General features: G+C 63.3%; 25 protein-coding genes (1 of these 25 cut by a window edge). 13 read left to right on the top strand and 12 right to left on the bottom strand.

Annotated elements, in window-relative coordinates; all coding sequences use genetic code 11:
- Together V5F23_RS03370 and V5F23_RS03365 are read right to left on the bottom strand one after the other, a co-directional pair.
- Positions 1–1,456: the 5' portion of a CoA-acylating methylmalonate-semialdehyde dehydrogenase gene (locus V5F23_RS03370; protein ID WP_042732594.1), read on the bottom strand. 38 nt of this gene lie to the left of the window's left edge; the window shows 1,456 of its 1,494 coding nt (coding positions 1–1,456); its start codon is at positions 1,454–1,456; its stop codon lies beyond the left edge, outside the window.
- Positions 1,457–1,529: 73 nt separating this feature from the next.
- Positions 1,530–2,879, bottom strand: coding sequence for an aspartate aminotransferase family protein (locus V5F23_RS03365; protein WP_042732595.1), 1,350 nt, complete (start codon positions 2,877–2,879; stop codon positions 1,530–1,532).
- A gap of 122 nt (positions 2,880–3,001) precedes the next feature.
- Here V5F23_RS03365 and V5F23_RS03360 point away from each other — a divergent pair, with 122 nt between their 5' ends.
- From V5F23_RS03360 to V5F23_RS03350, 3 genes are all read left to right on the top strand, one after another.
- Positions 3,002–3,922: a LysR family transcriptional regulator gene (locus V5F23_RS03360; protein ID WP_042732596.1), complete on the top strand. Its 921-nt coding sequence runs from the start codon at positions 3,002–3,004 to the stop codon at positions 3,920–3,922.
- A 105-nt stretch (positions 3,923–4,027) separates the two neighbouring features.
- Positions 4,028–4,678: a TetR/AcrR family transcriptional regulator gene (locus tag V5F23_RS03355; RefSeq protein WP_042732597.1), complete on the top strand. Its 651-nt coding sequence runs from the start codon at positions 4,028–4,030 to the stop codon at positions 4,676–4,678.
- An 8-nt stretch (positions 4,679–4,686) separates the two neighbouring features.
- Positions 4,687–5,268, top strand: a complete 582-nt coding sequence (locus tag V5F23_RS03350) for a YigZ family protein (RefSeq protein WP_047735991.1) — start codon at positions 4,687–4,689, stop codon at positions 5,266–5,268.
- 282 nt (positions 5,269–5,550) lie between these two features.
- Here the strand turns inward: V5F23_RS03350 and V5F23_RS03345 are convergent, their stop codons facing one another.
- Positions 5,551–5,997 (bottom strand): hypothetical protein, encoded by a 447-nt coding sequence (locus V5F23_RS03345; RefSeq protein WP_042732589.1) that lies wholly within the window; start codon positions 5,995–5,997, stop codon positions 5,551–5,553.
- 80 nt (positions 5,998–6,077) lie between these two features.
- On the opposite strand from V5F23_RS03345, the gene V5F23_RS03340 reads away from it, so the two are divergent.
- The 3 genes from V5F23_RS03340 to V5F23_RS03330 all read left to right on the top strand — a co-directional run bounded on the left by V5F23_RS03340 (position 6,078) and on the right by V5F23_RS03330 (position 8,672).
- Positions 6,078–6,428 (top strand): MerR family transcriptional regulator, encoded by a 351-nt coding sequence (locus V5F23_RS03340; RefSeq protein ID WP_042732592.1) that lies wholly within the window; start codon positions 6,078–6,080, stop codon positions 6,426–6,428.
- A 25-nt stretch (positions 6,429–6,453) separates the two neighbouring features.
- On the top strand, positions 6,454–7,140 hold the full coding sequence (locus V5F23_RS03335) for an SDR family oxidoreductase (RefSeq protein ID WP_042732590.1): 687 nt from the start codon (positions 6,454–6,456) through the stop codon (positions 7,138–7,140).
- A 173-nt stretch (positions 7,141–7,313) separates the two neighbouring features.
- Positions 7,314–8,672, top strand: coding sequence for an 8-oxoguanine deaminase (locus V5F23_RS03330; RefSeq protein ID WP_047735993.1), 1,359 nt, complete (start codon positions 7,314–7,316; stop codon positions 8,670–8,672).
- A 124-nt stretch (positions 8,673–8,796) separates the two neighbouring features.
- Here the strand turns inward: V5F23_RS03330 and V5F23_RS03325 are convergent, their stop codons facing one another.
- Positions 8,797–9,888 carry a calcium:proton antiporter gene (locus V5F23_RS03325; RefSeq protein WP_047735994.1) on the bottom strand — a complete coding sequence of 364 codons (1,092 nt, stop codon included), beginning with the start codon at positions 9,886–9,888 and terminating at the stop codon, positions 8,797–8,799.
- Between the two features lie 180 nt (positions 9,889–10,068).
- Between V5F23_RS03325 and V5F23_RS03320 the strand changes: the two genes are divergently transcribed.
- Entirely contained in the window at positions 10,069–11,022 is a 954-nt protein-coding gene (locus V5F23_RS03320) for an adenosine deaminase (protein ID WP_042730133.1), read from the top strand.
- A gap of 120 nt (positions 11,023–11,142) precedes the next feature.
- Here the strand turns inward: V5F23_RS03320 and V5F23_RS03315 are convergent, their stop codons facing one another.
- The 3 genes from V5F23_RS03315 to V5F23_RS03305 form a co-directional block, all read right to left on the bottom strand.
- On the bottom strand, positions 11,143–12,522 hold the full coding sequence (locus V5F23_RS03315; protein WP_338497558.1) for an MFS transporter: 1,380 nt from the start codon (positions 12,520–12,522) through the stop codon (positions 11,143–11,145).
- A 110-nt stretch (positions 12,523–12,632) separates the two neighbouring features.
- Complete coding sequence (locus tag V5F23_RS03310; RefSeq protein ID WP_047735996.1) at positions 12,633–13,367, bottom strand: helix-turn-helix transcriptional regulator; 735 nt, start codon at positions 13,365–13,367, stop codon at positions 12,633–12,635.
- Between the two features lie 192 nt (positions 13,368–13,559).
- On the bottom strand, positions 13,560–14,489 hold the full coding sequence (locus V5F23_RS03305; RefSeq protein ID WP_042730136.1) for a LysR family transcriptional regulator: 930 nt from the start codon (positions 14,487–14,489) through the stop codon (positions 13,560–13,562).
- Positions 14,490–14,601: 112 nt separating this feature from the next.
- Between V5F23_RS03305 and V5F23_RS03300 the strand changes: the two genes are divergently transcribed.
- Both V5F23_RS03300 and V5F23_RS03295 read left to right on the top strand, forming a co-directional pair.
- Positions 14,602–15,615 carry a zinc-binding alcohol dehydrogenase family protein gene (locus V5F23_RS03300; protein ID WP_338497556.1) on the top strand — a complete coding sequence of 338 codons (1,014 nt, stop codon included), beginning with the start codon at positions 14,602–14,604 and terminating at the stop codon, positions 15,613–15,615.
- Between the two features lie 156 nt (positions 15,616–15,771).
- Positions 15,772–15,942, top strand: a complete 171-nt coding sequence (locus V5F23_RS03295) for a hypothetical protein (protein ID WP_172679735.1) — start codon at positions 15,772–15,774, stop codon at positions 15,940–15,942.
- Between the two features lies 1 nt (position 15,943).
- Here V5F23_RS03295 and V5F23_RS03290 read toward each other — a convergent pair whose 3' ends face one another.
- Together V5F23_RS03290 and V5F23_RS03285 are read right to left on the bottom strand one after the other, a co-directional pair.
- Positions 15,944–17,146 carry a multidrug effflux MFS transporter gene (locus V5F23_RS03290; protein WP_338497554.1) on the bottom strand — a complete coding sequence of 401 codons (1,203 nt, stop codon included), beginning with the start codon at positions 17,144–17,146 and terminating at the stop codon, positions 15,944–15,946.
- 95 nt (positions 17,147–17,241) lie between these two features.
- Entirely contained in the window at positions 17,242–17,439 is a 198-nt protein-coding gene (locus tag V5F23_RS03285) for a cation transporter (RefSeq protein WP_338497552.1), read from the bottom strand.
- Positions 17,440–17,586: 147 nt separating this feature from the next.
- Here V5F23_RS03285 and V5F23_RS03280 point away from each other — a divergent pair, with 147 nt between their 5' ends.
- From V5F23_RS03280 to cueR, 3 genes are all read left to right on the top strand, one after another.
- Entirely contained in the window at positions 17,587–17,964 is a 378-nt protein-coding gene (locus tag V5F23_RS03280) for a hypothetical protein (protein ID WP_047736000.1), read from the top strand.
- A gap of 104 nt (positions 17,965–18,068) precedes the next feature.
- Entirely contained in the window at positions 18,069–20,264 is a 2,196-nt protein-coding gene (locus V5F23_RS03275) for a heavy metal translocating P-type ATPase (RefSeq protein WP_338497549.1), read from the top strand.
- Positions 20,261–20,668, top strand: coding sequence for a Cu(I)-responsive transcriptional regulator (gene cueR, locus V5F23_RS03270; RefSeq protein ID WP_042730142.1), 408 nt, complete (start codon positions 20,261–20,263; stop codon positions 20,666–20,668). The genes V5F23_RS03275 and cueR overlap by 4 nt, the downstream gene beginning before the upstream one ends.
- A gap of 297 nt (positions 20,669–20,965) precedes the next feature.
- Here the strand turns inward: cueR and V5F23_RS03265 are convergent, their stop codons facing one another.
- Together V5F23_RS03265 and V5F23_RS03260 are read right to left on the bottom strand one after the other, a co-directional pair.
- A complete protein-coding gene (locus V5F23_RS03265; RefSeq protein ID WP_338497548.1) occupies positions 20,966–21,859 on the bottom strand; it encodes a PA4780 family RIO1-like protein kinase in 894 nt (297 codons plus the stop codon).
- A 229-nt stretch (positions 21,860–22,088) separates the two neighbouring features.
- Positions 22,089–22,880 (bottom strand): helix-turn-helix transcriptional regulator, encoded by a 792-nt coding sequence (locus V5F23_RS03260; RefSeq protein WP_047736003.1) that lies wholly within the window; start codon positions 22,878–22,880, stop codon positions 22,089–22,091.
- Between the two features lie 79 nt (positions 22,881–22,959).
- Here V5F23_RS03260 and V5F23_RS03255 point away from each other — a divergent pair, with 79 nt between their 5' ends.
- Positions 22,960–23,988, top strand: a complete 1,029-nt coding sequence (locus tag V5F23_RS03255; protein WP_338474206.1) for a bile acid:sodium symporter family protein — start codon at positions 22,960–22,962, stop codon at positions 23,986–23,988.
- On the opposite strand, the gene V5F23_RS03250 is transcribed toward V5F23_RS03255, so the two are convergent.
- On the bottom strand, positions 23,975–25,252 hold the full coding sequence (locus tag V5F23_RS03250; protein WP_212803355.1) for an acetyl-CoA C-acetyltransferase: 1,278 nt from the start codon (positions 25,250–25,252) through the stop codon (positions 23,975–23,977). The genes V5F23_RS03255 and V5F23_RS03250 overlap by 14 nt on opposite strands.
- Between the last annotated feature and the right edge of the window lie 136 nt (positions 25,253–25,388).

Here is a 25,388-nt window from a genome sequence, read left to right as displayed (position 1 = left end):
TGGCACGCTGCGGCCAGCGTTGGGTAATCGCCTTGCGTCGCGTATAGAAACGCACGCCGTCAGGACCATAGGCATGCAGGTCGCCGAACAACGAACGCTTCCAGCCGCCAAAGCTGTGATATGCAACAGGCACCGGCAGTGGAACGTTGACGCCCACCATGCCGACTTCGATCTCATCGCAGAACAACCGCGCCGCTTCACCATCGCGGGTGAAGATACAGGTGCCGTTGCCATATTCGTGATCGTTGATCAGTTGCATCGCCTCTTCCAGGCTGTTGACCCGGACGATGCACAGCACCGGCCCGAAGATCTCTTCCTTATAGATGCGCATCTCGGGTGTCACGCGATCAAACAGGCAGCCGCCCAGGAAGAAGCCTTCCTCATGCCCGGCGACGCTCAAGCCGCGACCGTCGACGATCAGCGAAGCCCCCGCCGAGACGCCATCTTCTATATAACCACTGACCTTGTCCCGATGCTGACCGGTCACGAGTGGCCCCATGTCCAGTCCGCAAGAAGTCCCCGCACCGATTTTCAACGCCTTGATCTGCGGCACCAGCTTGGACACCAGTGCGTCGGCCACCTGGTCGCCGACACAGACCGCCACCGAAATCGCCATGCAACGCTCGCCGCACGAACCGTATGCCGCGCCCATCAGTGCGCTGACCGCATTGTCCAGATCGGCATCCGGCATCAGGACCGCATGGTTCTTCGCCCCGCCCAGCGCCTGGACGCGTTTGCCGCGTCGGGTGCCTTCGGCATAGATGTATTCGGCAATCGGCGTCGAGCCGACAAAACTCAAGGCCTTCACTTCCGGCGCTTCGATCAACGCATCCACCGCCGCCTTGTCGCCATGCACCACGCTCAATACGCCCTTGGGCAACCCCGCCTCCAACAATAACTGGGCAATCAGCAAGGTCGAGCTCGGGTCGCGCTCGGACGGCTTGAGAATGAAACAGTTACCGCAAACGATCGCCAACGGGTACATCCACAGCGGCACCATCGCCGGGAAGTTGAACGGCGTGATGCCCGCAACGACACCCAAGGGTTGAAAGTCTGACCAGGCGTCGATATTCGGTCCTACGTTACGGCTGTATTCGCCCTTCAGGATTTCCGGCGCGGCGCAGGCGAACTCGACGTTTTCGATGCCACGCTTGAGCTCACCAGCCGCGTCTTCCAGGGTCTTGCCGTGTTCTTCGCTGATCAACTGGGCAATGCGCGATTCGTTCTGCTCCAGCAATTGCTTGAAACGAAACATCACCTGCGCGCGCTTGGCCGGCGGCGTGCTGCGCCAGGCCGGGAAAGCCGCCTTGGCCGCGTCGATGGCCTGTTGAATGGTCGCGCGATCAGCCAAGGGCACCTTATGGATCGCCTGGCCGGTGGACGGGTTGAACACGTCGGCCGTGCGAGCGCTGTCACTCAGCAGTTCGCCATTGATCAAATGCGGGATGAGGCTCATGGGGACTCCAGAATTTATCCACAGGCGCCCGTCACCGGACGCCCGTTGTTGAAAGCGATTAGGAAAGGGTGGGTCAGTCGAGCTTGTTCAGCACTTCGCCGACCGCATCGAACAAACGGTCCAGGTCCTGCGGCTTGCTGTTGAACGTCGGCCCGAACTGCAAGGTGTCGCCACCAAACCGCACATAGAAACCGGCCTTCCACAACGCCATGCCGGCCTCGAACGGACGCACGATCGCATCGCCGTCCCGCGCGGCGATCTGGATCGCCCCGGCCAGGCCATAGTTGCGAATGTCGATGACGTTCTTCGCCCCTTTCACCCCATGCAGTGCGTTCTCGAAATGCGGTGCGACCTCGGCCACGCTCTGCACCAGGTTTTCCTTCTGCAGCAGGTCCAGCGCCGCCAGGCCGGCCGCGCAGGCCACCGGATGCGCCGAGTAGGTGTAGCCATGGGGGAATTCCACGGCGTACTCGGGCGTCGGCTGATTCATGAAGGTCTGGTAGATCTCGGAACTGGCAATCACCGCGCCCATGGGAATGGCGCCGTTGGTGACTTGTTTGGCGATGCACATCAGGTCCGGCGTCACGCCAAAGCTGTCGGCGCCGAACATCGAACCGGTGCGGCCGAAGCCAGTGATCACTTCGTCGAACACCAGCAGAATGCTGTGCTGGTCGCAGATTTCCCGCAGACGCTTGAGGTAACCCTCAGGCGGCACCAACACGCCAGCCGAACCCGCCATTGGCTCGACGAACACCGCCGCAATGTTGGAAGCGTCATGCAATTCGATCAGTTTCAGCAGCTCATCGGCCAGGGCGACACCGCCCTCCTTGGGCATGCCACGGGAATAGGCATTGCTGGCCAGCAGGGTGTGCGGCAGGTGATCGACGTCGATCATTGCCTGGCCGAACAGCTTGCGGTTGCCGCTGACACCGCCGAGGCTGGTGCCGGCGATGTTCACGCCGTGATAGCCACGGGCACGGCCGATCATCTTGGTCTTGGTGGCTTGCCCCTTGAGGCGCCAGTAGGCCCGGACCATTTTCACCGCGGTGTCGGCGCACTCCGAACCGGAGTCGGTAAAGAACACATGGTTGAGGTTGCCGGGGGTCAGGCTGGTGATTTTTTCCGCCAACTGAAACGACAGCGGGTGGCCGTACTGGAAACCCGGCGAGTAATCGAGGGTGCCCAGTTGTTTGGCGACCGCGTCCTGGATTTCCTTGCGGGTGTGCCCGGCACCGCAGGTCCACAGGCCCGACAGCGAGTCGTAGACCTTGCGGCCCTTGTCATCGACCAGCCAACTGCCCTCAGCCGCCACGATCAGGCGAGGGTCGCGCTGGAAGTTACGGTTGGCGGTGTAGGGCATCCAGTGGGCATCGAGCTTGAGCTGACTGGCCAGGGAACCGGCTGCGTGTTCGGGCATGTTCATCGACAAAACCTCTCAGGACAAAGGCGACAGGGATCAAAAGGCGTTCTTGCGGCTAAGTTGCCACGGCGATAAAGTCGGTGAAATGCAACTTTTCTAACCTTCAGTCAGAAGACTACTAAACTATGAGCGTCCGCCGCCCCGACCCACTGGCCCAGGTCAGCGACTTCGACATCCGCCTGTTGCGCATTTTTCGCAGCGTGGTGGAGTGCGGCGGTTTCTCCGCCGCCGAAACGGTGCTTGGCATTGGCCGCTCGGCCATCAGCCAACAGATGAGCGACCTGGAGCAGCGCCTGGGCCTGCGTCTGTGCCAGCGTGGGCGCGCGGGTTTTTCGCTGACGGAAGAAGGCCGCGAGGTGTATCAGTCGGCGTTGCAGCTATTAAGTGCGCTGGAAAGCTTCCGCACCGAGGTCAACGGCCTGCACCAGCACCTGCGTGGCGAACTGACCATCGGACTGACCGACAACCTCGTCACCCTGCCCCACATGCGTATCACCCATGCATTGGCCCAATTGAAAGAACGCGGGCCCGACGTGCAGATCCAGATTCGCATGATCGCCCCGAATGAAGTCGAGCAAGGCGTACTCGACGGTCGCCTGCACGTCGGCGTGGTTCCCCAGGCCAGCGCCCTGTCCGGGTTGGAATATCAGCCGCTCTACAGCGAACGGTCGCTGCTGTATTGCGCCGTGGGGCATCCGTTGTTCTATGTGGATGACAAGCAGCTCGACGACACTCGCCTCAACAGCCAGGACGCCATCGCGCCCACCTTCCGCCTGCCGGCCGACATCCAGGCTCACTACCAGGCGCTCAACTGCACGGCCAGTGCGTCGGATCGCGAAGGCATGGCGTTCCTGATCCTGACCGGACGCTACATCGGCTACCTGCCGGATCACTACGCCAACCTCTGGGTCCAGCAAGGTCGGTTGCGAGCCCTGAAAGCTAAAACCCGCTTCTATGACCTGAGCCTGGCGTCGGTCACGCGCAAGGGGCGGCGGCCTCATCTGGTGCTGGAGAGTTTTCTCGAAAGCCTGGCAGCGACGCGCTGAGCCTGGATCGCCAAACGGCTTTAAATGAGGGTGGCACTTGTCGGATCGCCGCCGGTGCGTTATCAACGCATTTGCTTGCCCCACAGACCCAGCCCGGAAACGTCCATGACCTTTGAAGTCCCCGCTCACGGTGGCAAGCCCACCAGTCGCATTCGTCAGAAGAACGAAGAGACCATTCTCAAGGCCGCCGAAGATGAATTCGCCCGCCACGGGTTCAAGGGCACCAGCATGAATGCCATTGCCTTGAAGGCCGGGCTGCCCAAGGCAAACCTGCATTATTACTTCACCAATAAACTTGGCCTGTACGTGGCGGTGCTGAGCAACATCATCGAATTGTGGGACAGCACCTTCAATCACCTCACCGCCGAAGATGATCCGGCCGAGGCCTTGACCCGCTACATTCGCGCCAAGATGGAGTTCTCCCGTCGCCAGCCCCAAGCCTCGCGCCTGTTTGCCATGGAGGTGATCAGCGGTGGCGAGTGTCTGACCGAGTACTTCAACCAGGATTATCGCGCCTGGTTCGGCGGCCGCGCTGCCGTGTTCCAGGCCTGGATCGACGCCGGCAAGATGGACCCCGTCGACCCGGTGCACCTCATTTTCCTGCTGTGGGGCAGTACCCAGCATTACGCCGACTTCGCCACCCAGATCTGCCGCGTGACCGGGCGCAGCAAATTGACCAAGCAGGACATGATCGAAGCTGGCGACAACCTGATCCGTATCATTCTCAAGGGCTGCGGCCTGACACCAGCCATTTAAGATTGCCCATGCCTTTTACCCTTGCCGGTTTTTGCGAATACCGCGAAGAAATTCGCAAGAGCCGCTTCATCACCTTCGCCGCCCCCATCACCTGCCCCGCCGATGCCCAGGCCTTTATCGAGCAGCACAGCGACTTGGACGCCACGCACAACTGCTGGGCCTGGAAGCTCGGCGATCAATACCGCAGCAACGACGACGGCGAACCAGGCGGTACGGCCGGGCGGCCGATATTGGCCGCCATCGAAGCGCAAGCTTGCGATCAGGTGGTGGTGCTGGTCATCCGCTGGTACGGCGGGATCCAACTGGGCACCGGCGGACTGGCGCGGGCGTACGGTGGTGGCGCCAACAAGTGTTTGCAAAACGCTGACAAGATCGAACTGATCAGCCGCGTGGCGCTGCGCTGCGCCTGCGGCTTTGCAGAATTGCCCTTGGTGAAGCTGCGGGTCGCCGAGTGCGGCGGGCTGGTGACCGAGGAGCAATTCACCGCCAACGGCGTGGCCCTGCAACTGGCCGTCGGCGAAGCGCAGATCCCGCTATTGCAAAAGCAATTGGCGGACCTGAGCCGTGGACGGATTCTGCTGGAGCGTTGAGCACGAAGGCGAATCCCCCGCCGCAAAAACTTGCCCACATCCACTGTGCATCCGACTGTGGATAACCTGAGCACATCCCTCTGTAACCCTTCTGTCACGCGGGTTTTAGAGGGTTGCTCAGTTTTTGTCCAACCCTTCATCCAGTTGATAAATCCGCCAGCAAAACAGTTGCTTGCGGTGGTTTATCACCTTTGGGAGAAAGCCGCGCGGCGCTTATGCCCGCGCGTCTCGCTTGCGCACAATTACTGTGGAGCAAGCTGTGGATAACCCGTTCATGGGTCTTCAGGTGCCAATAACGGCATGGCTCGCAGGGGCTTGATCATTTTTTAACCACTGGCCACGAATAGGCAAGACCTGCATCAGGCCCCATGCCAGTTCAAAGAACAGAAATACCCAGACGATGGCACTGGCCCCATGGAGCAGTGCATAAAGCATCCACGTTGCAAACAGCAACCGCCCCGCCGCGTCATACCGCCCATACGTCGACTGCGGGTCGCGGATCCGCAACACCGACCACACACAGACAATCGAACCCAGCAGGTTCGCCATCAACAGATGCGCGGGCGCAAACGCCGGCAACTCACCTGGCAGATCGAGTGCCTGGGCGAGGCTCGTCAGCGCGCCATGCAGGATGGCAAACGTCCAGGGCGTGGCGAAGGCGGCGGTCACGATCAGGTCGTACCAGGCGCCGCCGCGCACCACGCGGCGGTACTGCGTTGGGGTCCACATAACAATGCTCCAGATAATCAAGGAGCGAACAGGCTAAAGCTTGGGGTATGCTCCAGGGTCAAGCCCTTCTGGAGACCCTCATGCGCATCGGTGAACTCGCCCAGGCCTGCGCCGTCAGCCGCGATACGCTGCGCTTCTATGAGCAGCGCGGCCTGATCGCGGCGGGCCGCAGCGCCAATGGTTATCGCGATTATCCCGACGACATGGTGCAACTGGTGCTCTACATCAAGACGGCCCAGCGCCTGGGCTTTACTCTGGGCGAGATCGGCCATAGCGTCGCCGCCCTGTGGCGCGTACCGGATCCGGGCAACGCCATCACGCAATTGCTACAGGACAAACTGACCCTGATCGAAACCCGCATGACCGAACTCGACGCGTTGCGTCACGAGCTGAAACAACGGCTCGGGCAACGTTGTCCATTAAATCCGTGACCTTTTTTCTTTCAAGGATGCCCTCATGAATTCGGCAAAAAACGCATTGATCATCGGTGCCTCCCGGGGCTTGGGCCTCGGCCTGGTGAAGGTGTTGCTGGACGATGGCTGGAACGTGACCGCCACCGTGCGCAACCCGCAGAACGCCGGGGCGTTGAAGGCGTTGGGTCCGGTTCGGATCGAAAAACTCGACATGGACGACCAGCAAGCGGTCATCGCCCTGAGCCAGCAGCTCAAGGGTGAAACCTTCGACCTGCTGTTCGTCAATGCCGGCGTCAAGGGCCCGGACAACCAGAGCCCCGGCGGCGCGACGCTGGCTGAAGTCGGCCAGTTGTTCTTCACCAACGCGGTGGCACCGATCAACCTGGCGCAGCGCTTCGTCGGCCAGATCCGCGATGGCAGCGGCGTGCTGGCGTTCATGAGTTCGGTGCTGGGCAGCGTGACCATGCCCGACGCCCCGGAACTGGCGCTGTACAAGGCCAGCAAGGCGGCTCTCAACTCCATGACCAACAGCTTTGTCAGCCAACTGGGCGACCAGACGTTGACCGTACTGTCGCTGCACCCTGGCTGGGTGAAGACCGACATGGGCGGTGAAGGGGCAGACATCGATGTCCAGACCAGCACCCGCGGCTTGATCGACCAGGTCAACGCCTTCGCCGGCAAGGGCGGGCATCACTTCGTCAACTACAAGGGCGAGACGATTCCCTGGTAAACCTTGTGGGAGCGAGCTTGCTCGCTCCCACAAGGGGCCGGGGTAAGGCACTGGTCACGGACGACTGAACCTGAGTAAACTCCCCACATCGCCCCCGACGGCGACCCTGGATCAGCAGACAGGGCATCACTGAGCTGGCTAACCTGAACCCACTTTCAGAGGAGCCGGCCACCATGCCTGCGACCCGTACCTGGTTAAAAAACCCCCTCGCCATTTTTACGGCCAACGACCTCGATGCCCGTGGCGGCCTCGTCCTGCAGGACGGTGTGATCGTCGAACGGCTGGGCCTCGGCCAGCAGCCCGCCCAACCCTGTGACACGGTCTTCGACGCTCGCGAGCACGTGATCCTGCCCGGCCTGATCAACACCCATCACCACTTCTATCAGACGCTGACACGGGCCTGGGCGCCGGTGGTGAACCAGCCGTTGTTTCCATGGTTGAAGACCCTCTACCCGGTGTGGGCGAGGCTGACCCCGGAAAAACTCGCCCTGGCAAGCAAAGTGGCGCTGGCCGAGCTGCTGCTGTCAGGCTGCACCACCGCCGCCGACCATCACTACCTGTTTCCCGACGGCCTGGAAAACGCCATCGACGTGCAAGTGCAGAGCGTGCGCGAACTGGGCATGCGCGCCATGCTCACGCGCGGTTCCATGAGCCTGGGCGAAGCCGACGGTGGCCTGCCGCCGCAACAGACCGTGCAGCAGGGCGAGGTCATTCTCGAAGACAGCCAGCGCCTGATCGATCGCTACCACGAACGCAACGACGGCGCGCAGATCCAGATTGCCCTGGCGCCCTGCTCGCCGTTCTCGGTCACACCCGACATCATGCGCGCCAGCGCCGAGATGGCGGAAAAGCTCGACGTGCGCCTGCACACGCACCTGGCCGAAACCCTCGACGAAGAAGCGTTCTGCCTGCAACGTTTCGGCCTGCGCACGGTGGATTACCTGGACAGTGTCGGCTGGCTCGGCCCGCGCACCTGGCTGGCCCACGGCATTCATTTCAACCCGGATGAGGTCGCCCGTCTCGGCGCCGCCGGCACCGGCATCTGCCATTGCCCAAGCTCCAACATGCGCCTGGCGTCGGGCATCTGTCCCACCCTGGAACTGACCGCCGCCGGCGCTCCGCTGGGCCTGGGGGTCGACGGTTCGGCGTCCAACGATGCCTCGAACATGCTGCTCGAAGCCCGCCAGGCGCTGTACATCCAGCGCCTGCGCTACGGCGCGCCGGCGATCACACCCGAGCGCGTCCTCGGCTGGGCCACCCGTGGCTCGGCGCAATTGCTCGGACGCAGCGACATCGGCGAGTTGGCCGTCGGCAAGCAGGCCGACCTGGCGCTGTTCAAGCTCGATGAGTTGCGTTTCTCCGGCAGCCACGACCCGATCTCGGCCCTGCTGCTGTGCGGTGCCGACCGGGCCGATCGAGTGATGATCGCCGGCCGTTGGCGGGTCATCGATGGCCAAGTCGAGGGGCTGGACCTGAAGGGGTTGATCGCCGATCACAGCCAAGCGGCGCGGGAGCTGATTGCGGGAAGCTGACCAGACGCCCCTCCCATGTAGGAGCGGGCTTGCTCGCGATAGCGGTCGGTCAGTCGACATCGATGCTGGCGGCACCGACGCTTTCGCGAGCAAGCCCGCTCCTACCTCTGGCGCTACGCACGATTTACAGACCGAGCAACGACAACATCACAAACGTCGCGAACAGCACGAAGTGGGTCATGCCTTCGATGGCATTGGTTTCGCCATCGTTGAGGTTGATAGCGCTGACGATCAGGGTGATGAAGATCATCACCGTCTGCACCGGAGTCATTGCCATCTGGAAGGGCTGGCCGGTGTAGAGGGCCATGGCCTCCATCACCGGCACCGTGAGAATCACCGTGGACAGCGAAGCCCCCAGGGCGATGTTCACCACCGACTGCATGCGATTGGCGAGCGCCGCGCGCAGGGCAGTGAGAATTTCCGGTGCGGCGGAGATGGCGGCCACCAGGATGGCCGTGACCACCGGCGGCGCTCCGGTCCCTTCCAACCCCAGGTCGATGGCCTTGGACATGACTTCCGCCAGCGCGCCGATCACCACCACACCAAACACCAGCGCCGCGATGGAGAACGCCAGGCTGACGGGTTTCGGTTCATCTTCCACCGGCTCTTTCCGGCGGCGTTTTTCCGGGTAGCTGTAGCTGAAGAAGTAACTGTGGGGGCCGACCTGCATGCGCAGGAACAAGGTGTACAACACCAGCATCGCGCCAATGGTAAAGGCCGAATAAGTCTTCCAGCTTTCCCGGGGGATGAACTCCGGCACCACCATCGACACGCCCATGGCGGTGAGGATCATCACGCTGTAGGTGCGCGCCGAGTCGTCGTTGTAGACCTGCTCGCCATGCTTGATCCCGCCCATCAGTGCCGCGAGCCCGAGGATACCGTTGATGTCGAGCATCACTGCCGAGTAGATCGTGTCCCGCACCAGCGTCGGCGAAGCCTGGTTGCTCATCATGATCGCCAGGATCACCACTTCCACCAGCACCGCCGATAACGTCAGGATCATCGTGCCGTAGGGGTCACCGACCTTTTCCGCCAACAGCTCGGCGTGATGGGCCACGCGCATGGACGCGGCGACGATGAAGCCGATCAGCGCCAATGCGCCGATCAATGCCACCATCTGCCCGCTGCCCAGCAGCCAATGCTCCAGCGGATAAGCCACGAACGCGGCAAGCAACGCCAGCAGCAGGAGTTTTTCTTGCTTGATCAACGTGAGCATCGCTGGCCTTTCATCGTGCACGGGGTCATGAGCTACTAGACTGTCGGGGGCGATGAACGTTTCCTTGGGGTGTGACGACGGCGAATATTGCCGCACAGTGGATCACCCGGTCAGGTTTTAGCCGACATTGCACCCGGCCCCTGTAGAATGCCGCCATTGATTCGCTGATGAGACAAAACCATGTACGACTGGCTCAATGCCTTGCCCAAGGCTGAACTGCACCTGCACCTGGAAGGCTCGTTGGAGCCCGAGCTGCTGTTCGCCCTGGCCGAACGCAACAAGATCGCCCTGCCTTGGAGCGACGTGGACACCTTGCGCAAGGCCTATGCCTTCAACAATCTGCAGGAGTTTCTCGACCTGTATTACCAGGGCGCCGATGTGCTGCGCACGTCCCAGGACTTCTACGACCTGACGTGGGCCTACCTGCTGCGTTGCAAGGCGCAGAACGTGATCCACACCGAACCGTTCTTCGATCCGCAGACCCACACCGACCGCGGCGTCCCGTTCGAAGTGGTGCTCAACGGCATCGCCGCCGCCCTCAAGGACGGTGAGCAGCAACTGGGGATCACCAGCGGCCTGATCCTGAGCTTCCTGCGCCACCTCAGTGAAGAACAAGCGCAAAAAACCCTCGACCAGGCGCTGCCGTTTCGCGACGCCTTCGTCGCCGTGGGCCTGGACAGTTCGGAAATGGGCCATCCGCCGAGCAAGTTCCAGCGGGTCTTCGACCGGGCTCGCCACGAAGGCTTCCTGACCGTCGCCCATGCCGGTGAAGAAGGCCCGCCCGAGTACATCTGGGAAGCCCTGGACCTGTTGAAGATCCAGCGCATCGACCATGGTGTGCGGGCCATCGAGGATGAGCGGCTGATGCAACGGATCATCGACGAGCAGATCCCGCTGACGGTATGCCCATTGTCCAACACCAAGTTGTGCGTGTTCGACGACATGTCGCAGCACAACATCCTCGACATGCTCGAGCGGGGCGTGAAGGTGACGGTGAACTCCGACGACCCGGCGTACTTCGGTGGCTACGTCACCGAGAACTTCCACGCGCTGCACACCCACCTGGGCATGACCCAGGACCAGGCCACTCGCCTGGCGCAAAACAGCCTGGACGCGCGGTTGATCAAACCTTAAGCCTGACGCCTCGCCTCCTGTGGGAGCGGGCTTGCTCGCGAATGCGCTTTGTCAGCGACATAGGTGTTTGCTGACACTGCGCATTCGCGGGCAAGCCCGCTCCCACAGGGAAACGATGGCTTAACCTGCTGAACCCTCGCTCAACTCCTCCAATGTCTTGCCTCGGGTTTCCATTCCGAACAGCCAGACCACTGCGGCCGCCACGGCGAAACACAAGGCGCCCAGGGCGAAGACGCCGCCCTGGCCGGTGATGGGGAATACCAGGCCGGTCACCAACGGCCCCAGCAACGAACCGATACGACCGATCGCCGAGGCAAAGCCCGAGCCCGTGGCCCGTGCCGAGGTGGGGTATAGCTCCGGGGTGTAGGTGTAGAGCACCGCCCACATGCCGAACAGGAAAAACTGCATCAGCAGCCCCGTCCCGATCAGCAGCCCGACGTTGCCGCCAAACACCGCGCTCTGGCCATAGAGAAACGCCATCGCCCCGCCGCCCAGCAATGTGATAACGCACACGGGCTTGCGTCCCCAACGCTCCACCAGCCATGCCGCGACGAGAAAACCGGGAATCCCGCCCAGGGAAATCAGCACGGTGTAATACACCGACTGGGTCACTGCGAACCCCGACTGATGCAACAGCGCGCTGAGCCAGGACGTCAGGCCATAGAAACCAAGCAGGGCAAAGAACCAGACGCTCCAGATCATCATCGTGCGTTGGCGATACTGCGGCGACCAGATCTGTGCCAGGGCCGAGAAAAAACCGCCCGGCACGCTCACCTGCCTGGGCAGTCGGATGGGCGCCGGCAGGTCCGCGCGCCCCAGCGAGGCCCGGACCTTGTCTTCGATCCGCCGCAGGACCGCGTCCGCTTCAGCACCCCGACCGGCCTGCTCCAGCCAGCGCGGAGATTCGGGTATGAAGAAGCGGATCGCCAGGACGAACACTGCCGGTATCGCCAGCACCAGGAAGATGTCGCGCCAGCCGATCACCGGCAACAGGAAGTACGACAGCACACCCGCCGCCACGAAGCCCAGCGGCCAGAAGCCATCCATCAAGGCGATGTAGCGCCCTCGGCGCTGGGCCGGGATCAGCTCGGAAAGCATCGACTGGGCAATCGGAAACTCCATGCCCATGCCAATGCCCAACAGCACGCGAAACAGCGTCAGCGTCTCGATGTCCTGGGCCGTGGAGCACAGGTAACTGGCGACACCCCACAACACGATGCTCCACTGGAACACCGGCTTGCGCCCGAACCGGTCGGCCAGCATCCCCGACAACGACGCCCCCACCACCATGCCGAAGAAACTCGAACTGGCGAGCAGGCCGGCCTGGGCCGTGCTCAGGCCGAACTCGGTTTTGATCGAGCCGAGCAGGAACGTCATCATCGCCAGGTCCATGGAGTCGAAGAAAAACGCCAGGGCAATGATGATGAAGATCACCCGGTGATAACCACTGATGGGTAACCGCTCCAGGCGTTCCGCCGCGCTGTAACCTTGAATGTCCATGCTGCCTCTCCAATCCGATGATTCCCCGGACCGAGTGTGCGCGAACCCTGCGCGAAGCGACGGCTGGATGCGACCTGCCAGCAGCCCTGAGCGACTTGCCGGCGGCGCTCCTAGAGCGCCATTTCCAGGCTTTCCTGCTTGGCGAACCGGTGGATCTCCTGCTGGCCGAGCGCAGTCACGTGCAACGCGCGCGAATCGTTGGGCAGGCTCAGCCAGCCCGATTGCATGAACAGTTGCAGCAAGGCCGCCCCCAATGCGCCCCCCAGGTGCGGGCGACGCTCGCTCCAATCGGGGCAGGCGCAGGCGATGTGGGCGTTGCGATGGGCCAGCGCCTGGATGAACAGGCCGCGGCCGGCCAGTTGATTGGCGCCCTTGAGGGTGACCGTCACCCGCTGGTCGCACTGCTCGACCCAACCGTCATCCAGCAGGCGCTGGTACAGGTCGGCTGCCAGGGTGCCGCCCAGGTGATCGTCACACAGCCGGGCGCGCATCAGCGAGACGGGCGCCGACGGCGCCTGGGTCAGCTTGACGCCACGCTTGAAGACCTCCGGGATCTGCCGTGGCGTACTGACCAGGGTCGCGCTGGCCAGGGCTTCGACGGCCGCACCGATCTCGGGCGCAGCCAGGCGAAAGAATCGTTTGCGACCGCGAACCTCGACGTTCAGCAGGCCACCGGCGCACAGGCGCCCCAGATGAGCACTGGCCGAGGACGGCGACAGTCCGGCGAGCAAGGCCAATTCTTCGGCCTGCCGGGCCGTGCCGTCCATCAAGGCCCACATCATTGCGCTGCGCTTGGGGTCGGCCAGCAGCGTGGCGATGTGGCTGATGCAAGGTGCATGTTCCATGTATTCACTCCCTGTTGAATCATTCGTCTACTGCTCTGGCGCCTATCGACCAGCAATGGGACCACTGCAAGCGGCGCGATACGGCGCCGGCTCGGGCGGCCGCTAGTATAAGCGTGGCGATCGAGGTTTCCTGCCCTCCGGAAACCTTTGGAGGCGATTGAGCATGCGGGAAATGTCTCTATTTGCCCGCGACTATTGGTTCGCCCCTGACGCGTGTGGGAATTGTGCCGTCACCCGGCCGCAGCGGGCCTGGAGCATCTCTCGCAAAAGGTTGATGGGTTTGCTCAACTGCGCCCGGTGGGCACACAGCAGATTGAGCGGAGCCCGTTCGCATTGCAGGTGCGGCAGGAGGATTTTCAGGCGCCCGGACAGCACGTCGGTGGAAACATCCAGCCACGACTTATAGGCGATCCCGGCACCCGCCACGGCCCAGCGCCGCACCACATCGGCGTCATCGCTGAAGCGGTCGCCGCTGACCGTGAGGCTCACGTCCCGCTTGCCGTCATGAAAGCACCAGTGGTCATGGACGCGGGTGCCAAGCATGTACAGCAGGCAGTTGTGCTGGGCCAGTTGCTCCAGGTGCTGGGGTTCCCCCGCGCGCGCCAGGTAGTCTGGGGAAGCGCAGAGCACCCGACGGTTTTCCGGTGCGACGGGCAGCGCCACCAGGCTCGAATCCTCCGGCTCGCCATAGCGCAGCGCGATGTCCACCGGTTGCTTGAACAGGTCGGCAATGCGATCGCCCAACAACAGCCGCACTGTCAGCCCCGGGTGCTCACGCTGGAAGGCATCCAGCCACGGCAGCAGCAGGTTGCGGCCCAGGTCCGAGGGCGCGGACAACTGCAACACTCCGCTGACCTGATCCTGGCCGCTGGTCAACAGCCGTCGTCCTTCGTCGAGGCTGCTCAAGGCCGCGCGGGCGTATTCGAGAAAACCTTCCCCTTCGGCAGTCAGGCGCAGGCTGCGGGTGGAACGGGCCAGCAACCGCGCGCCCAGGTGCTGCTCGATTCGCTTCAACGCGGCGCTGGCCACGGCCGCCGACAGGTCCATGACCCGGGCCGCCGCAGAAAGGCTGCCCAAGTCCGCTGCACGGACAAACAGCTGCAAGTCATCGAATCGAAGCATGACGGCTCCATTATCAAAAAATCATTGAAAGACCCTGTTCTTTTAGCCGGTTTTATCTCGCCGATAAATAGCTAACCATGGCTGCATTGTCACTGACCTCACGGAGCCGCTCATGAAAGCCATTGCCTACTACCATTCGTTGCCCTTCACCGACCCTCAATCGCTGCAGGACATCGAGCTGCCGGCCCCCGTCGCCGGGCCCCGGGACCTGTTGGTGGAAGTGAAGGCCATCTCGGTCAACCCGGTGGACACCAAGGTTCGCCAGAACGTCCAGCCCGAAGGCGGCGAGGCCAAGGTGCTGGGCTGGGATGTGGCCGGCGTGGTCACGGCCGTGGGCAGCGAGGTCACGTTGTTCAAGGTGGGCGACAAGGTCTTCTACGCCGGCTCCATCGCCCGGGCCGGCGGCAACAGCGAGTTGCACGCAGTGGATGAGCGCATCGTCGGCCACATGCCCAAGACCCTCGGTTTCGCCGAAGCGGCCGCCTTGCCCCTGACCGCGATTACCGCCTGGGAGTTGCTGTTCGAACGACTGCACATCCCCCAAGGCCAGGACGATCAGGGCCAGAGCCTGCTGATCGTTGGCGCGGCGGGCGGGGTGGGTTCGATCCTGACCCAACTGGCCCATCAACTCACCGGGCTGAAGGTCATCGGCACCGCGTCCCGCCCACAGACTCAAGCGTGGGTACGGGACCTGGGCGCCGACCTGGTGATCGACCACAGCCAGCCGCTGAGCGAGGAATTGAAGAAGGCCGGCCACGGACCAGTGACCCACGTCGCCAGCCTGACCCAGACCGACCAGCACCTGGACCAGTTGGTCGACGCACTGGCGCCCCAGGGCAAACTGGCGCTGATCGATGATCCCAAGGCACTGGACGTGACCAAGCTCAAGCGCAAGAGCCTGTCACTGCATTGGGAGTTCATGTACACCCGTTCGCTGTTCGAGACGCCCGACATGATCGAACAACACTCGCTGCTCAACCGGGTCGCCGAGCTGATCGATGCCGGCACGCTGAAGACCACCGTCGGCGAACATTTCGGCACCATCAACGCCGAGAACCTGCGGCGCGCCCATGGGTTGCTGGAGAGCGGCAAGTCCAAGGGCAAGATCGTACTCGAAGGGTTCTGACCGCGCGGGCCTGGGGTGGCGAGGGAGCGAATGCCCTCGCCACCCTCCCTTCATCGTGCCGTCAGTCCGAGACTTGACCGTTGTCACATTTGCGATCGCATTCCGGTCTACACTCGAGGCCTTTGCAACGCAATCTTTTACGTGAGGAGGTCAGCAATGAAGATCCTGATAAAAGAAGTGGCAAAATCCCAATGGCAGGTGCGCCTCGACCAGCACGTCGTGACGTTCCGCACCGAGGCCGAAGCCCAGGCCTTCGCCAATACCCTGCAAGCGCGAATCCACGCGCCGCATCATTTCCCCGAACAGCAGCAACGCGCGGCCGGCTGAATCAGACCTTGCCGGCGGCCTGGGCCAGTGCCCGGGTATTTTGCAGGCGCCGGGTCAGCATGGCTGCGCTGACCACCAACAGCCCGCAAAGGCTGATCACCAATGCCATGGGCACGGCGGTGCCGTCATGCAGCGCCGCCACCAGCGCGGCAGACCCGGCTGCCACGGAAAACTGCAGGCAGCCTAACAGAGCCGAAGCGCTGCCGGCCCGGGCGCCCTGCCCGGTCATGGCGCAGGCCGAGGCATTGGGTAGGATGCACCCCAGGCTGGCGATGCAGATGAACTGTGGGATCAGCAGGGGCCACAACTGCTCGGGCTGCAACGCGCTCACCGCCAGCAGGCTCAACCCCGCCAACAGGTAAACCCATACGGCGCGGGCCAGCAAGAACGCCGGGCCGCGCTTGGCCAACAACCGGGCGTTGACCTGGGCGACCAGGATGAAGCCGGCCGCATTGGTGCCGAACAGCCAGCCGAAGTGTTCGGCAGGCACCCCATACAACTTGATGAAAACGAACGGCGAGCCGGCGATGTAGGCAAACATCCCAGCGATGGCGATCCCACCCGTCAAGGCATGACCCAAGTAGATCGGGTCGGTCAGCAGCCGCATGTATTGGCGCAGTGCCCCTGACAGCGGTTGTCGAGGCACATGGTCCGGCAGGCTTTCCGGCAACCACAAGGCCACGGCCGTCGCCGCCAGCGCGCTGAACAGAGTCAGGGCGATGAAGATCGATTGCCAGCCATGCAGGTTCACCAGCAAGCCGCCGAGCATCGGCGCCAGGATCGGCGCCAGGCCCATCACCAGCATCAGTTGCGAGAACACCTTGGCCGAGCCCACCGCGTCGCATTTGTCGCTCACCACCGCCCGGGAAATCACCATGCCGGCGCAACCGCCCAGGGCCTGGACGAAACGGGCAGCGATCAGCCATTCGAGGTTCGGCGCATAGGCACACGCCAGGGACGCCAGGGTGAACAAGCCGACGCCGGCCAGCAGGGGAATGCGTCGCCCGAAGCGATCCGCCACCGGGCCATAGCCCAGTTGCCCGATGGACAACCCAAGGAAATAGGCGGCCAAGGTCAGTTGAATGTGTTTTTCGTCCGTACCGAAGGCGGTCGCCATGGCCGGGAAGGCGGGCAGGTAAAAGTCGATCGCCAAGGGACCGAAAGCGCTCAAGGCGCCAAGAATCAGAATGATGCGAAGGTTCATCGGGCGTCCAGGTCAGGCGTCAGTCGGCAGCCCGACAGTTTAGCCCTGCCGGGCGCGCTTGAACATTCCGATAGGTCACTAACGATTAAAAAACTTCAGGCGGCACTGACCTCGTACCCCTCCTCCTTGATGGCCTCGACCACCGTGGCGGCTGGCAGCGAACTCTGGACCTGGACCGTCTTCGCGCTCAGGTCGACCTGCACGTCGGCGGCCGGATCGCGGGCCTGCACAGCCTGAGTGATGGCTTTGACACAGTGGCCGCAGGACATGCCCTGGACATTGAATACTTGCATGGGATGACTCCTTGGATTGAGGTTGCCAGCAGTTTCAAGCTTGCCCTCATGGCAAGGTCAAGTTCCAGGGAAAACTGCCGGGCTGGCAATCGGCAACGGCCTCAGCCAAGCTGCACACATCAAGGATTCCACACCGGAGGTTCAGCCATGCGCTGGTCAGCGTTCAGCCTGTTTTGCATGCTCGGTTTTTCAGCGGTGGTGCCCCAGGCATCGGCCGACGACTACGGCGTGCTGATCATTTCCCGCGAGCGCCTGGAAGTGGCGACGTCCTGCGAAATCGGTATCTATATCCAGGATCAGCTCTCGGCTCGACTGTTCCAGGAACAAAGCACCTCGTTCAACCTGCCGGCCGGCCGATTCTCCCTGCGCCTGAAACTGCTGCCAGGCCAGGCACCGGGGTGCAACCCGGGCATGCTCGCGCCGGGCTCCCAGGAAATCGTGCTCAAGGCCGGCGACATCCTCAAGTACCGCATCGCCATGAACGAGCAAGGCATGTACCTCAAGCAGGCCGCGTTGGGTTACTGAGCCGTCATCGCGCCCACCTGAGCAGGGCTGCATTTCGGTGGCGCTTGACCTTGCCAGCATGGCAAGGTTGATCCTGTAGTCATTCACTACAGGGAGCCAGACCGATGTCCGAATCCAGCACCTTCGACTTGCCGATCAGCGGCATGACCTGCGCCAGTTGCGCCGGGCGGGTCGAGCGGGCCTTGAGCAAGGTGGCGGGCGTGAACAGCGTCAGCGTCAACCTCGCCAACGAACGCGCCCATCTCGAATTGAACGGCCAGGTTGACCCGCAGATCCTCGTCGATGCGGTCAGGCGTGCCGGCTATGAGGCCGAGGTCAGGCCCGTCGAGCCATCCGCCGAAGTGCAACGCCAACGCCTGGACCATGAACGCCTGGCATTGGTGCTGGCGATCCTGCTGGCCTTGCCGCTGGTGTTGCCGATGTTGCTGCAGCCGCTTGGCGTGCACTGGATGTTGCCGGCCTGGGTGCAGTTCGCCCTGGCGACCCCGGTCCAGTTCATCTTCGGGGCGCGTTTTTATGTCGCCGCCTTCAAGGCCGTGCGCGCCGGCGCCGGCAACATGGACCTGCTGGTCGCCCTGGGCACCAGCGCCGGCTACGGCTTGAGCCTTTACGAGTGGGCCAGCGCCCGCCCCGGCAGCCTGCCGCACCTGTACTTCGAAGCCTCGGCGGTGGTGATCGCCCTGGTACTGCTGGGCAAGTACCTGGAAAGCCGCGCCAAGCGACAGACCGCCAGCGCCATCCGCGCACTCGAAGCCTTGCGACCGGAGCGGGCGATCCAGGTGGTCGACGGCCAGGAGCGCGACGTCGCCATCAACGCCTTGCGCTTGAATGACCTGGTGCTGGTCAAGCCCGGCGAGCGCTTCCCGGTGGACGGTGAAGTGCTGCAAGGCCAGAGTCACGCCGACGAAGCCCTGATCAGCGGTGAGAGCCTGCCGGTGCCCAAACAGCCCGGCGACAAGGTCACCGGTGGCGCCATCAATGGCGAGGGCCGACTGTTGGTGCGCACCCAGGCACTGGGTGCCGAAACCGTCCTGGCGCGCATCATTCGCCTGGTGGAGGACGCCCAGGCCGCCAAGGCACCGATCCAGAAACTGGTGGACAAGGTCAGCCAGGTCTTCGTGCCGGTGGTGCTGGTGCTGGCCTTGGTCACGCTGGTCGGCTGGTGGTGGTACGGTGCGCCGCTGGAAGTCGCCGTGATCAATGCCGTGGCAGTGCTGGTGATCGCCTGTCCCTGTGCCCTGGGCCTGGCGACGCCGACCGCGATCATGGCCGGCACCGGCGTGGCTGCGCGCCACGGGATCCTGATCAAGGATGCCGAAGCGTTGGAGCGTGCCCACGAAGTCGACACCGTGGTGTTCGACAAGACCGGCACCCTGACCTCGGGCACCCCACGCATCGTGCACTTCAGTGCCCTGGAGGGTAACGAAGACACGCTGCTGCAGTGGGCCGGCGCGTTGCAACGCGGCAGCGAGCATCCCCTGGCCAAGGCGGTGCTGGACGCCTGCGGCGAACGCGACTTGAGCGTGCCGGACATCAACGACAGCCAGTCCCTGACCGGCCGCGGCATTGCCGGAAGCCTCGACGGACGTCGCCTGGCATTGGGTAACCGGCGCCTGCTGGAAGAACTGGGCCTGGACCCCGGCACGCTGGCCGAGTCGGCGCAAGCGTGGGAAAACGAAGGCCGCACGTTGTCCTGGCTGATCGAGCAAGCCCCGACGCCACGGGTATTGGGCCTGTTCGCCTTCGGCGACTCGCTCAAGCCCGGCGCCCTGGCTGCCGTCCAGGCCCTGGTTAAGCGCCACATCGCCAGCCACCTGCTCACCGGTGACAACCAGGGCAGCGCCCGGGTGGTGGCTCAAGCGCTGGGCATCGCCAACGTGCATGCCGAGGTGCTGCCGGCGGACAAATCCGCCATCGTCCAACAATTGAAAGACCGTTCGGTGGTGGCAATGGTCGGCGACGGCATCAACGACGCCCCTGCGCTGGCCGCCGCGGACATCGGCATTGCCATGGGTGGCGGCACCGATGTGGCCATGCACGCGGCTGGCATCACCCTGATGCGCGGCGACCCGCGACTGGTGCCGGCAGCGCTGGACATCAGCCGCAAGACCTACGCCAAGATCCGCCAGAACCTGTTCTGGGCGTTCGTCTACAACCTGATCGGCATTCCCCTGGCGGCATTCGGCCTGCTCAACCCGGTGCTGGCCGGCGCGGCGATGGCACTGTCGAGCGTCAGCGTGGTGAGCAATGCGTTACTGTTGAAATTCTGGAGACCCGAGCCGTTGGAGGACAAGCGATGAACATCGGCCAAGCAGCCCGGCAGAGCGGCCTGAGTGCGAAGATGATCCGGTACTACGAATCCATCGGCCTGCTCAAGGCGGCCCATCGTACCGACAGTGGCTACCGGATCTACGGCGCCGAAGACCTGCATACGCTGGCGTTCATCAAGCGCTCGCGGGACCTGGGGTTTTCACTGGAAGAGGTCGGCAAACTGCTGACCCTCTGGCAGGACCGCCAACGGGCCAGCGCTGATGTGAAGGCCCTGGCCCGGCAGCACATCGACGAACTGAACCAGAAAATCCGCGAACTGGCCGAACTGCGCGACACCCTCCAGGACCTGGTGGACCACTGCCACGGCGACCACCGCCCGGACTGCCCGATCCTCAAGGAACTGGCGTCGGGGTGCTGCGCCCGACCCGCCTGAGTGCCCGCCCCCGGGGAATGGAAAAATTGCCCTCGGCACACCGTTCCTTGTGGGAGCGGGCTCGCCCGCGAAGGCGTCATTCCAGCCAGCTCACCTGTCGCCTGGCACAGCGCTTTCGCGGGCAAGCCCGCTCCCACAGTGGGTCTTCGGGGGACGGAAGAATTGCGCTCGGCACACCGTTCCTTGTGGGAGCGGGCTTGCCCGCGAAGGCGCCATTCCAGCCAGCTCACCTATCGCCTGGCACAGCGCTTTCGCAGGGCAAGCCCGCTCCCACAGGGTTCACTCACCGGGCCGGGCTTATTGCATCCAGGGCGGAGGCGGTTCTTCGGTTTTGCCGGGGGGGGCATCGTCGGCGGTGCGGGCGGCCTGGCGGCGTTGCTCATCCAGGCGGGCGGCCTCGATCTCGCGCATGACCCCGCCCACATCCGCCAGTTCTTCAGGCTCGTCGAACTCGCCGGTCAACACGCTGGCCGGGTGCAAGGTGCCAGACTCATACAACGCCCACATCTCCTTCGCGTATCGGGTGCGCTTGAGTTCCGGGGCGAACCGGCCGAAGTAGGACGCCATGTTGCCCACGTCTCGCTCCAGCATGCTGAAAGCATGGTTGTTGCCCGCGGCATCCACGGCCTGCGGCAGGTCGATGATCACAGGCCCGGTCGGCGTGAGCAGCACGTTGAACTCGGACAGGTCACCGTGCACCAGCCCGGTACACAACATCAGCACGATCTGGGAAATCAGGAACGCGTGATACTCACGGGCCTGATCCGGCTCCAGCACCACATCGTTCAAACGTGGCGCCGCATCGCCGTACTCATCGGCCACCAGCTCCATCAGCAGCACGCCTTCGAGAAAGTCATACGGCTTGGGGACTCGCACACCGGCGCCCGCCAGCCGGAACAGCGCCGCCACCTCGGCGTTCTGCCAGGCGTCCTCGGTCTCCTTGCGCCCGAACTTCGAGCCCTTGGCCATGGCCCTGGCCTGCCGGCTGTTACGCACCTTGCGGCCTTCCTGGTATTCGGCCGCCTGACGAAAACTTCGCTTGTTCGCCTCCTTGTAGACTTTGGCGCAACGTAACTCGTTGCCGCAGCGCACCACATAAACAGCTGCTTCTTTACCACTCATGAGTGGGCGCAGCACTTCGTCGACCAGACCGTCCTCGATCAGGGGTTCAATGCGTTTTGGAGTCTTCATCAGCTTTTATTGTGGGTCCTTTATTACCGAACACGCGAATGACAGTCGTTATACGGCAATCCTCGCTCCACGGGGAGGGGTTGCCGACCTATGAACCTGCGATGCACACACTGTGCCGGATCGCATCGAACGTGCCGAATCATAGCCGACGCCGAGCGCGGCGCCGGTAACGGGAGGCGAAGGTATTTGCTACAAGCGCTGACAACCGCATCCATGGCCAGCACCGGCGTCAATGCTTGAACAACTCCCCGGGGGTGAAACCAAACATTCCCTTGAAGGCGGCAATGAAGGCGGAGGTCGAATCATAGCCACAGGACAATGCCGCGCTGGTGACACTGTCGCCTTTCTCCAGCGCCCCCAGGGACGACAGCAAGCGCATGCGCTGGCGCCAGGCACGGAAACTCAGGCCGGTTTCCCGCTGGAACAAACGCATCAGGGTTTTTTCCGACGTCCCCAGGCGTTCCGCCCAGGCTTGCAGCGTGACGCCTTGCTCGGGCTGCTCGATCAGTTCGTTGCACAGCGCCAACAGGCGGGCATGACGGGGCAACGGCAGGGAAAACCCCACTTCCGGCAGCGTCGCCAACTGGTCGAGCAACACCTGCACCAGGCGTTCTTCCTGGCTATCGCCCTGGGGGTAATCGGCCGGAAACTGACAGAACACCTTGATCAACTCCCGCGCCAGCGGCGTGACCTCCAAGACCCGGCAACGCCCGTCCGCCCAGGGGCAGGCCTGGCGATGGACATACAGGCTGCGCATTTCCGCCCGAGTGGACGTCACCACCTGGTGCTCCAGATCGGCCGGGATCCAGATGCCCCGCTGGGGTGGCGCGAAGAAACTGCCCGCGGCCGTGTGCACGCCAAGAACACCACTGATGGCGTAGGAAAACTGCACCCAGTCATGCCGATGGGCCTGGGTCCAGGACCCCGCGCTCAAGCTTTCGACACGGGCATAGAGTGGCCGCGGCAGTTGAGTCAGGTCGGGGATGCGGCGCTCGAGTTGCTGGTGTCCGTTAGTCGGCATTGATTGGCCTTATGTCGCAAGACGACTGTTTGCGACGACGTTAGGCTAAGTCGTCTTTTCTTACAACTTGCGGTGCCCTATGCATATTTTCCGACACCTCAAACGGATAGTGACCGACTGGTTCCTCTGCGGCATGGTCCTCGCCACGCTGCTGGCCTATTTCTTTCCTACGTTCGGTGCCACCGGCGGCGCCATGCATGCCGAATGGGTCGTCAACATCGGCATCTTCGTGGTGTTTTTCCTGCATGGGGTCAACCTGTCCGGCGAGCAGATCCGCCACGGCCTGAAAAACACCCGGCTGCATCTGATGGTGCAAGGTTTTACCTTTGGCGTGTTCCCGCTGATCTGGCTGATCAGTCACTGGCTGGTGGGCAGTCACGTCCCGGCGCTGCTGATGCTGGGCTTCCTGTACCTGTGCGCCCTGCCCTCGACCATTTCCTCGTCGGTGGCCCTGACCGGTAGCGCCGGCGGCAACGTGCCCGCGGCGATTCTCAACGCGAGCCTGTCCAGCGTACTGGGGGTGGTGCTGACGCCCTTGCTAGTCAGCCTGGTGGTTGGGCGCGGCGCCGGGGGCATCGACCTCGGCTCGACCCTGCTCGACCTGTGCCTGATGTTGCTGCTGCCGCTGGTGCTCGGGCAGGTCCTGCGGCGTTGGCTGGCGGGGTTCTTTGGCCGCTACAAACGCTACACCAACGTCATCGACAAACTGGTGATCCTGCTGCTGGTGTACGCGGCGTTCTGCAACTCGATGGTCTCCGGAATCTGGCAGCAGCAAGGCAACGGCCTGCTGCTCAGCGCGGCACTGGGCAGCGCCATCCTGCTGGCGATCATCCTGTGGATGACCACCCGCACCGCACGCGCCTTACGGTTCAGCAATGCCGATGAAATTGCCGCGGTGTTCTGCGCCAGCAAAAAATCCCTCGCCGCCGGGGTGCCAATGGCCGCGTTGATCTTTGGCAACAACCCCGGCCTGGGCCTGATCCTGCTGCCGATCATGATCTACCACCCGCTGCAGTTGATCGTCTGCTCGATCCTCGCCGAGCGCTACGCCAGCCGCCGACGGGCGCAGGTCGTCCAGGCGAACGAGGCGGCCCTCAGCGCTCGATGATCGCCGTCACCCCCTGGCCGGCCGCCGCGCAGATGGAGATCAGCCCGCGGCCGCGCCCGGCGGCATCCAGCAACTTGGCGAGGTTGGCGACGATGCGTCCACCCGTGGCGGCGAACGGATGCCCGGCGGCCAATGAGCTGCCCTTCACGTTCAAGCGGCTGCGGTCGATGGCGCCCAGCGGGGCGTCGAGGCCCAGGCGGCTCTTGCAGTAGTCCGGGTCTTCCCAGGCCTTCAAGGTGCACAACACCTGGGCGGCGAATGCTTCATGGATCTCGTAGTAATCGAAATCCTGCAGGGTCAGGCCGTTGCGCGCCAGCAACCGCGGCACCGCGTAGACCGGCGCCATCAACAACCCTTCGGCACCATGGACGAAATCCACCGCAGCCGTTTCGCCATCGCGCAGGTACGCCAGGATCGGCAGGCCCTGCGCCTTGGCCCATTCTTCGCTTCCCAACAGCACCAGCGAGGCGCCATCGGTCAACGGCGTGGAATTGCCTGCTGTCAGGGTGCCCTTGGCGCTCTTCTCGAAAGCCGGTTTGAGCGAGGCGAGTTTTTCCGGGGTCAGGTCGGGGCGCAGGTTGTTGTCCCGGGTCAGGCCGAGAAACGGCGTCATCAAGTCGTTTTGCCAACCTTCGGCGTAGGACGCGGCCATTTTCTGATGGCTTTCCAGGGCCAACTGATCCTGCGCCTCCCGAGGGATCTGCCAGGTCTGGGCCATCAACTCGCAGTGCTCGCCCATGCTCAGGCCGGTGCGCGGTTCGTTGATGCGCGGCAGGTCGGGCAGCAGGTGCTGGGGCCGCACTTGCAGGAAGGCCTTGATCTTATCGGCGGTGGTCTTGGCACGATTGGCTTGCAGCAGGATCCTGCGCAGCCCCTCATTGACCGCAATCGGAGCGTCGGAGGTGGTGTCCACGCCGCCGGCAATGGCGCTGTCGATCTGTCCGAGGGCAATCTTGTTGGCCACCAGCAACACCGTTTCCAGGCCGGTGCCGCAGGCCTGCTGTACATCGTAGGCCGGCGTGGTGGGCGACAGCCGCGAGCCCAGCACGCATTCGCGGGTCAGGTTCATGTCCCGGGAATGCTTGAGCACCGCGCCGGCGGCGACTTCGCCAATGTGCAGGCCATGCAGGTTGTAGCGCTCGATCAGTCCCTCGAGCGCGGCGGTCAGCATCGCCTGGTTGCTGGCGGTGGCATAGGGCCCATTGGAGCGGGCGAACGGAATGCGGTTACCACCGATAATCGCGACGCGGCGTAGCTGTGTCATGAAGAACTCCCCGTGTAGGTTCGAATGCGCAAATGGCCTGAAAAAACGCCGCTCCCTGCGCAAGCTTAGGCTTTATCTCGGCGATCGAACGACTGATTGCCAATCATGGTCCACACTTGGAACCTCATCAGCCGGA

Origin of the sequence: Pseudomonas sp. WP18 (genome assembly GCF_036689585.1) — a bacterium.
Taxonomy (GTDB): Bacteria; Pseudomonadota; Gammaproteobacteria; order Pseudomonadales; family Pseudomonadaceae; genus Aquipseudomonas; species Aquipseudomonas chlororaphis_E.
The sequence above is the reverse complement of the archived record's forward strand: the minus strand, read 5'-3'. Positions and strand labels throughout refer to the sequence as shown.

Bases quoted from the DNA above. Each gene is read 5' to 3' on its own strand.
- V5F23_RS03365 (WP_042732595.1), bottom strand. From the start codon at position 2,879: ATGAACATGCCCGAACACGCAGCCGGTTCCCTGGCCAGTCAGCTCAAG.
- V5F23_RS03360 (WP_042732596.1), top strand. From the start codon at position 3,002: ATGAGCGTCCGCCGCCCCGACCCACTGGCCCAGGTCAGCGACTTCGAC.
- V5F23_RS03355 (WP_042732597.1), top strand. From the start codon at position 4,028: ATGACCTTTGAAGTCCCCGCTCACGGTGGCAAGCCCACCAGTCGCATT.
- V5F23_RS03350 (WP_047735991.1), top strand. From the start codon at position 4,687: ATGCCTTTTACCCTTGCCGGTTTTTGCGAATACCGCGAAGAAATTCGC.
- V5F23_RS03345 (WP_042732589.1), bottom strand. From the start codon at position 5,997: ATGTGGACCCCAACGCAGTACCGCCGCGTGGTGCGCGGCGGCGCCTGG.
- V5F23_RS03340 (WP_042732592.1), top strand. From the start codon at position 6,078: ATGCGCATCGGTGAACTCGCCCAGGCCTGCGCCGTCAGCCGCGATACG.
- V5F23_RS03335 (WP_042732590.1), top strand. From the start codon at position 6,454: ATGAATTCGGCAAAAAACGCATTGATCATCGGTGCCTCCCGGGGCTTG.
- V5F23_RS03330 (WP_047735993.1), top strand. From the start codon at position 7,314: ATGCCTGCGACCCGTACCTGGTTAAAAAACCCCCTCGCCATTTTTACG.
- V5F23_RS03325 (WP_047735994.1), bottom strand. From the start codon at position 9,888: ATGCTCACGTTGATCAAGCAAGAAAAACTCCTGCTGCTGGCGTTGCTT.
- V5F23_RS03320 (WP_042730133.1), top strand. From the start codon at position 10,069: ATGTACGACTGGCTCAATGCCTTGCCCAAGGCTGAACTGCACCTGCAC.
- V5F23_RS03315 (WP_338497558.1), bottom strand. From the start codon at position 12,522: ATGGACATTCAAGGTTACAGCGCGGCGGAACGCCTGGAGCGGTTACCC.
- V5F23_RS03310 (WP_047735996.1), bottom strand. From the start codon at position 13,367: ATGGAACATGCACCTTGCATCAGCCACATCGCCACGCTGCTGGCCGAC.
- V5F23_RS03305 (WP_042730136.1), bottom strand. From the start codon at position 14,489: ATGCTTCGATTCGATGACTTGCAGCTGTTTGTCCGTGCAGCGGACTTG.
- V5F23_RS03300 (WP_338497556.1), top strand. From the start codon at position 14,602: ATGAAAGCCATTGCCTACTACCATTCGTTGCCCTTCACCGACCCTCAA.
- V5F23_RS03295 (WP_172679735.1), top strand. From the start codon at position 15,772: ATGAAGATCCTGATAAAAGAAGTGGCAAAATCCCAATGGCAGGTGCGC.
- V5F23_RS03290 (WP_338497554.1), bottom strand. From the start codon at position 17,146: ATGAACCTTCGCATCATTCTGATTCTTGGCGCCTTGAGCGCTTTCGGT.
- V5F23_RS03285 (WP_338497552.1), bottom strand. From the start codon at position 17,439: ATGCAAGTATTCAATGTCCAGGGCATGTCCTGCGGCCACTGTGTCAAA.
- V5F23_RS03280 (WP_047736000.1), top strand. From the start codon at position 17,587: ATGCGCTGGTCAGCGTTCAGCCTGTTTTGCATGCTCGGTTTTTCAGCG.
- V5F23_RS03275 (WP_338497549.1), top strand. From the start codon at position 18,069: ATGTCCGAATCCAGCACCTTCGACTTGCCGATCAGCGGCATGACCTGC.
- cueR (WP_042730142.1), top strand. From the start codon at position 20,261: ATGAACATCGGCCAAGCAGCCCGGCAGAGCGGCCTGAGTGCGAAGATG.
- V5F23_RS03265 (WP_338497548.1), bottom strand. From the start codon at position 21,859: ATGAAGACTCCAAAACGCATTGAACCCCTGATCGAGGACGGTCTGGTC.
- V5F23_RS03260 (WP_047736003.1), bottom strand. From the start codon at position 22,880: ATGCCGACTAACGGACACCAGCAACTCGAGCGCCGCATCCCCGACCTG.
- V5F23_RS03255 (WP_338474206.1), top strand. From the start codon at position 22,960: ATGCATATTTTCCGACACCTCAAACGGATAGTGACCGACTGGTTCCTC.
- V5F23_RS03250 (WP_212803355.1), bottom strand. From the start codon at position 25,252: ATGACACAGCTACGCCGCGTCGCGATTATCGGTGGTAACCGCATTCCG.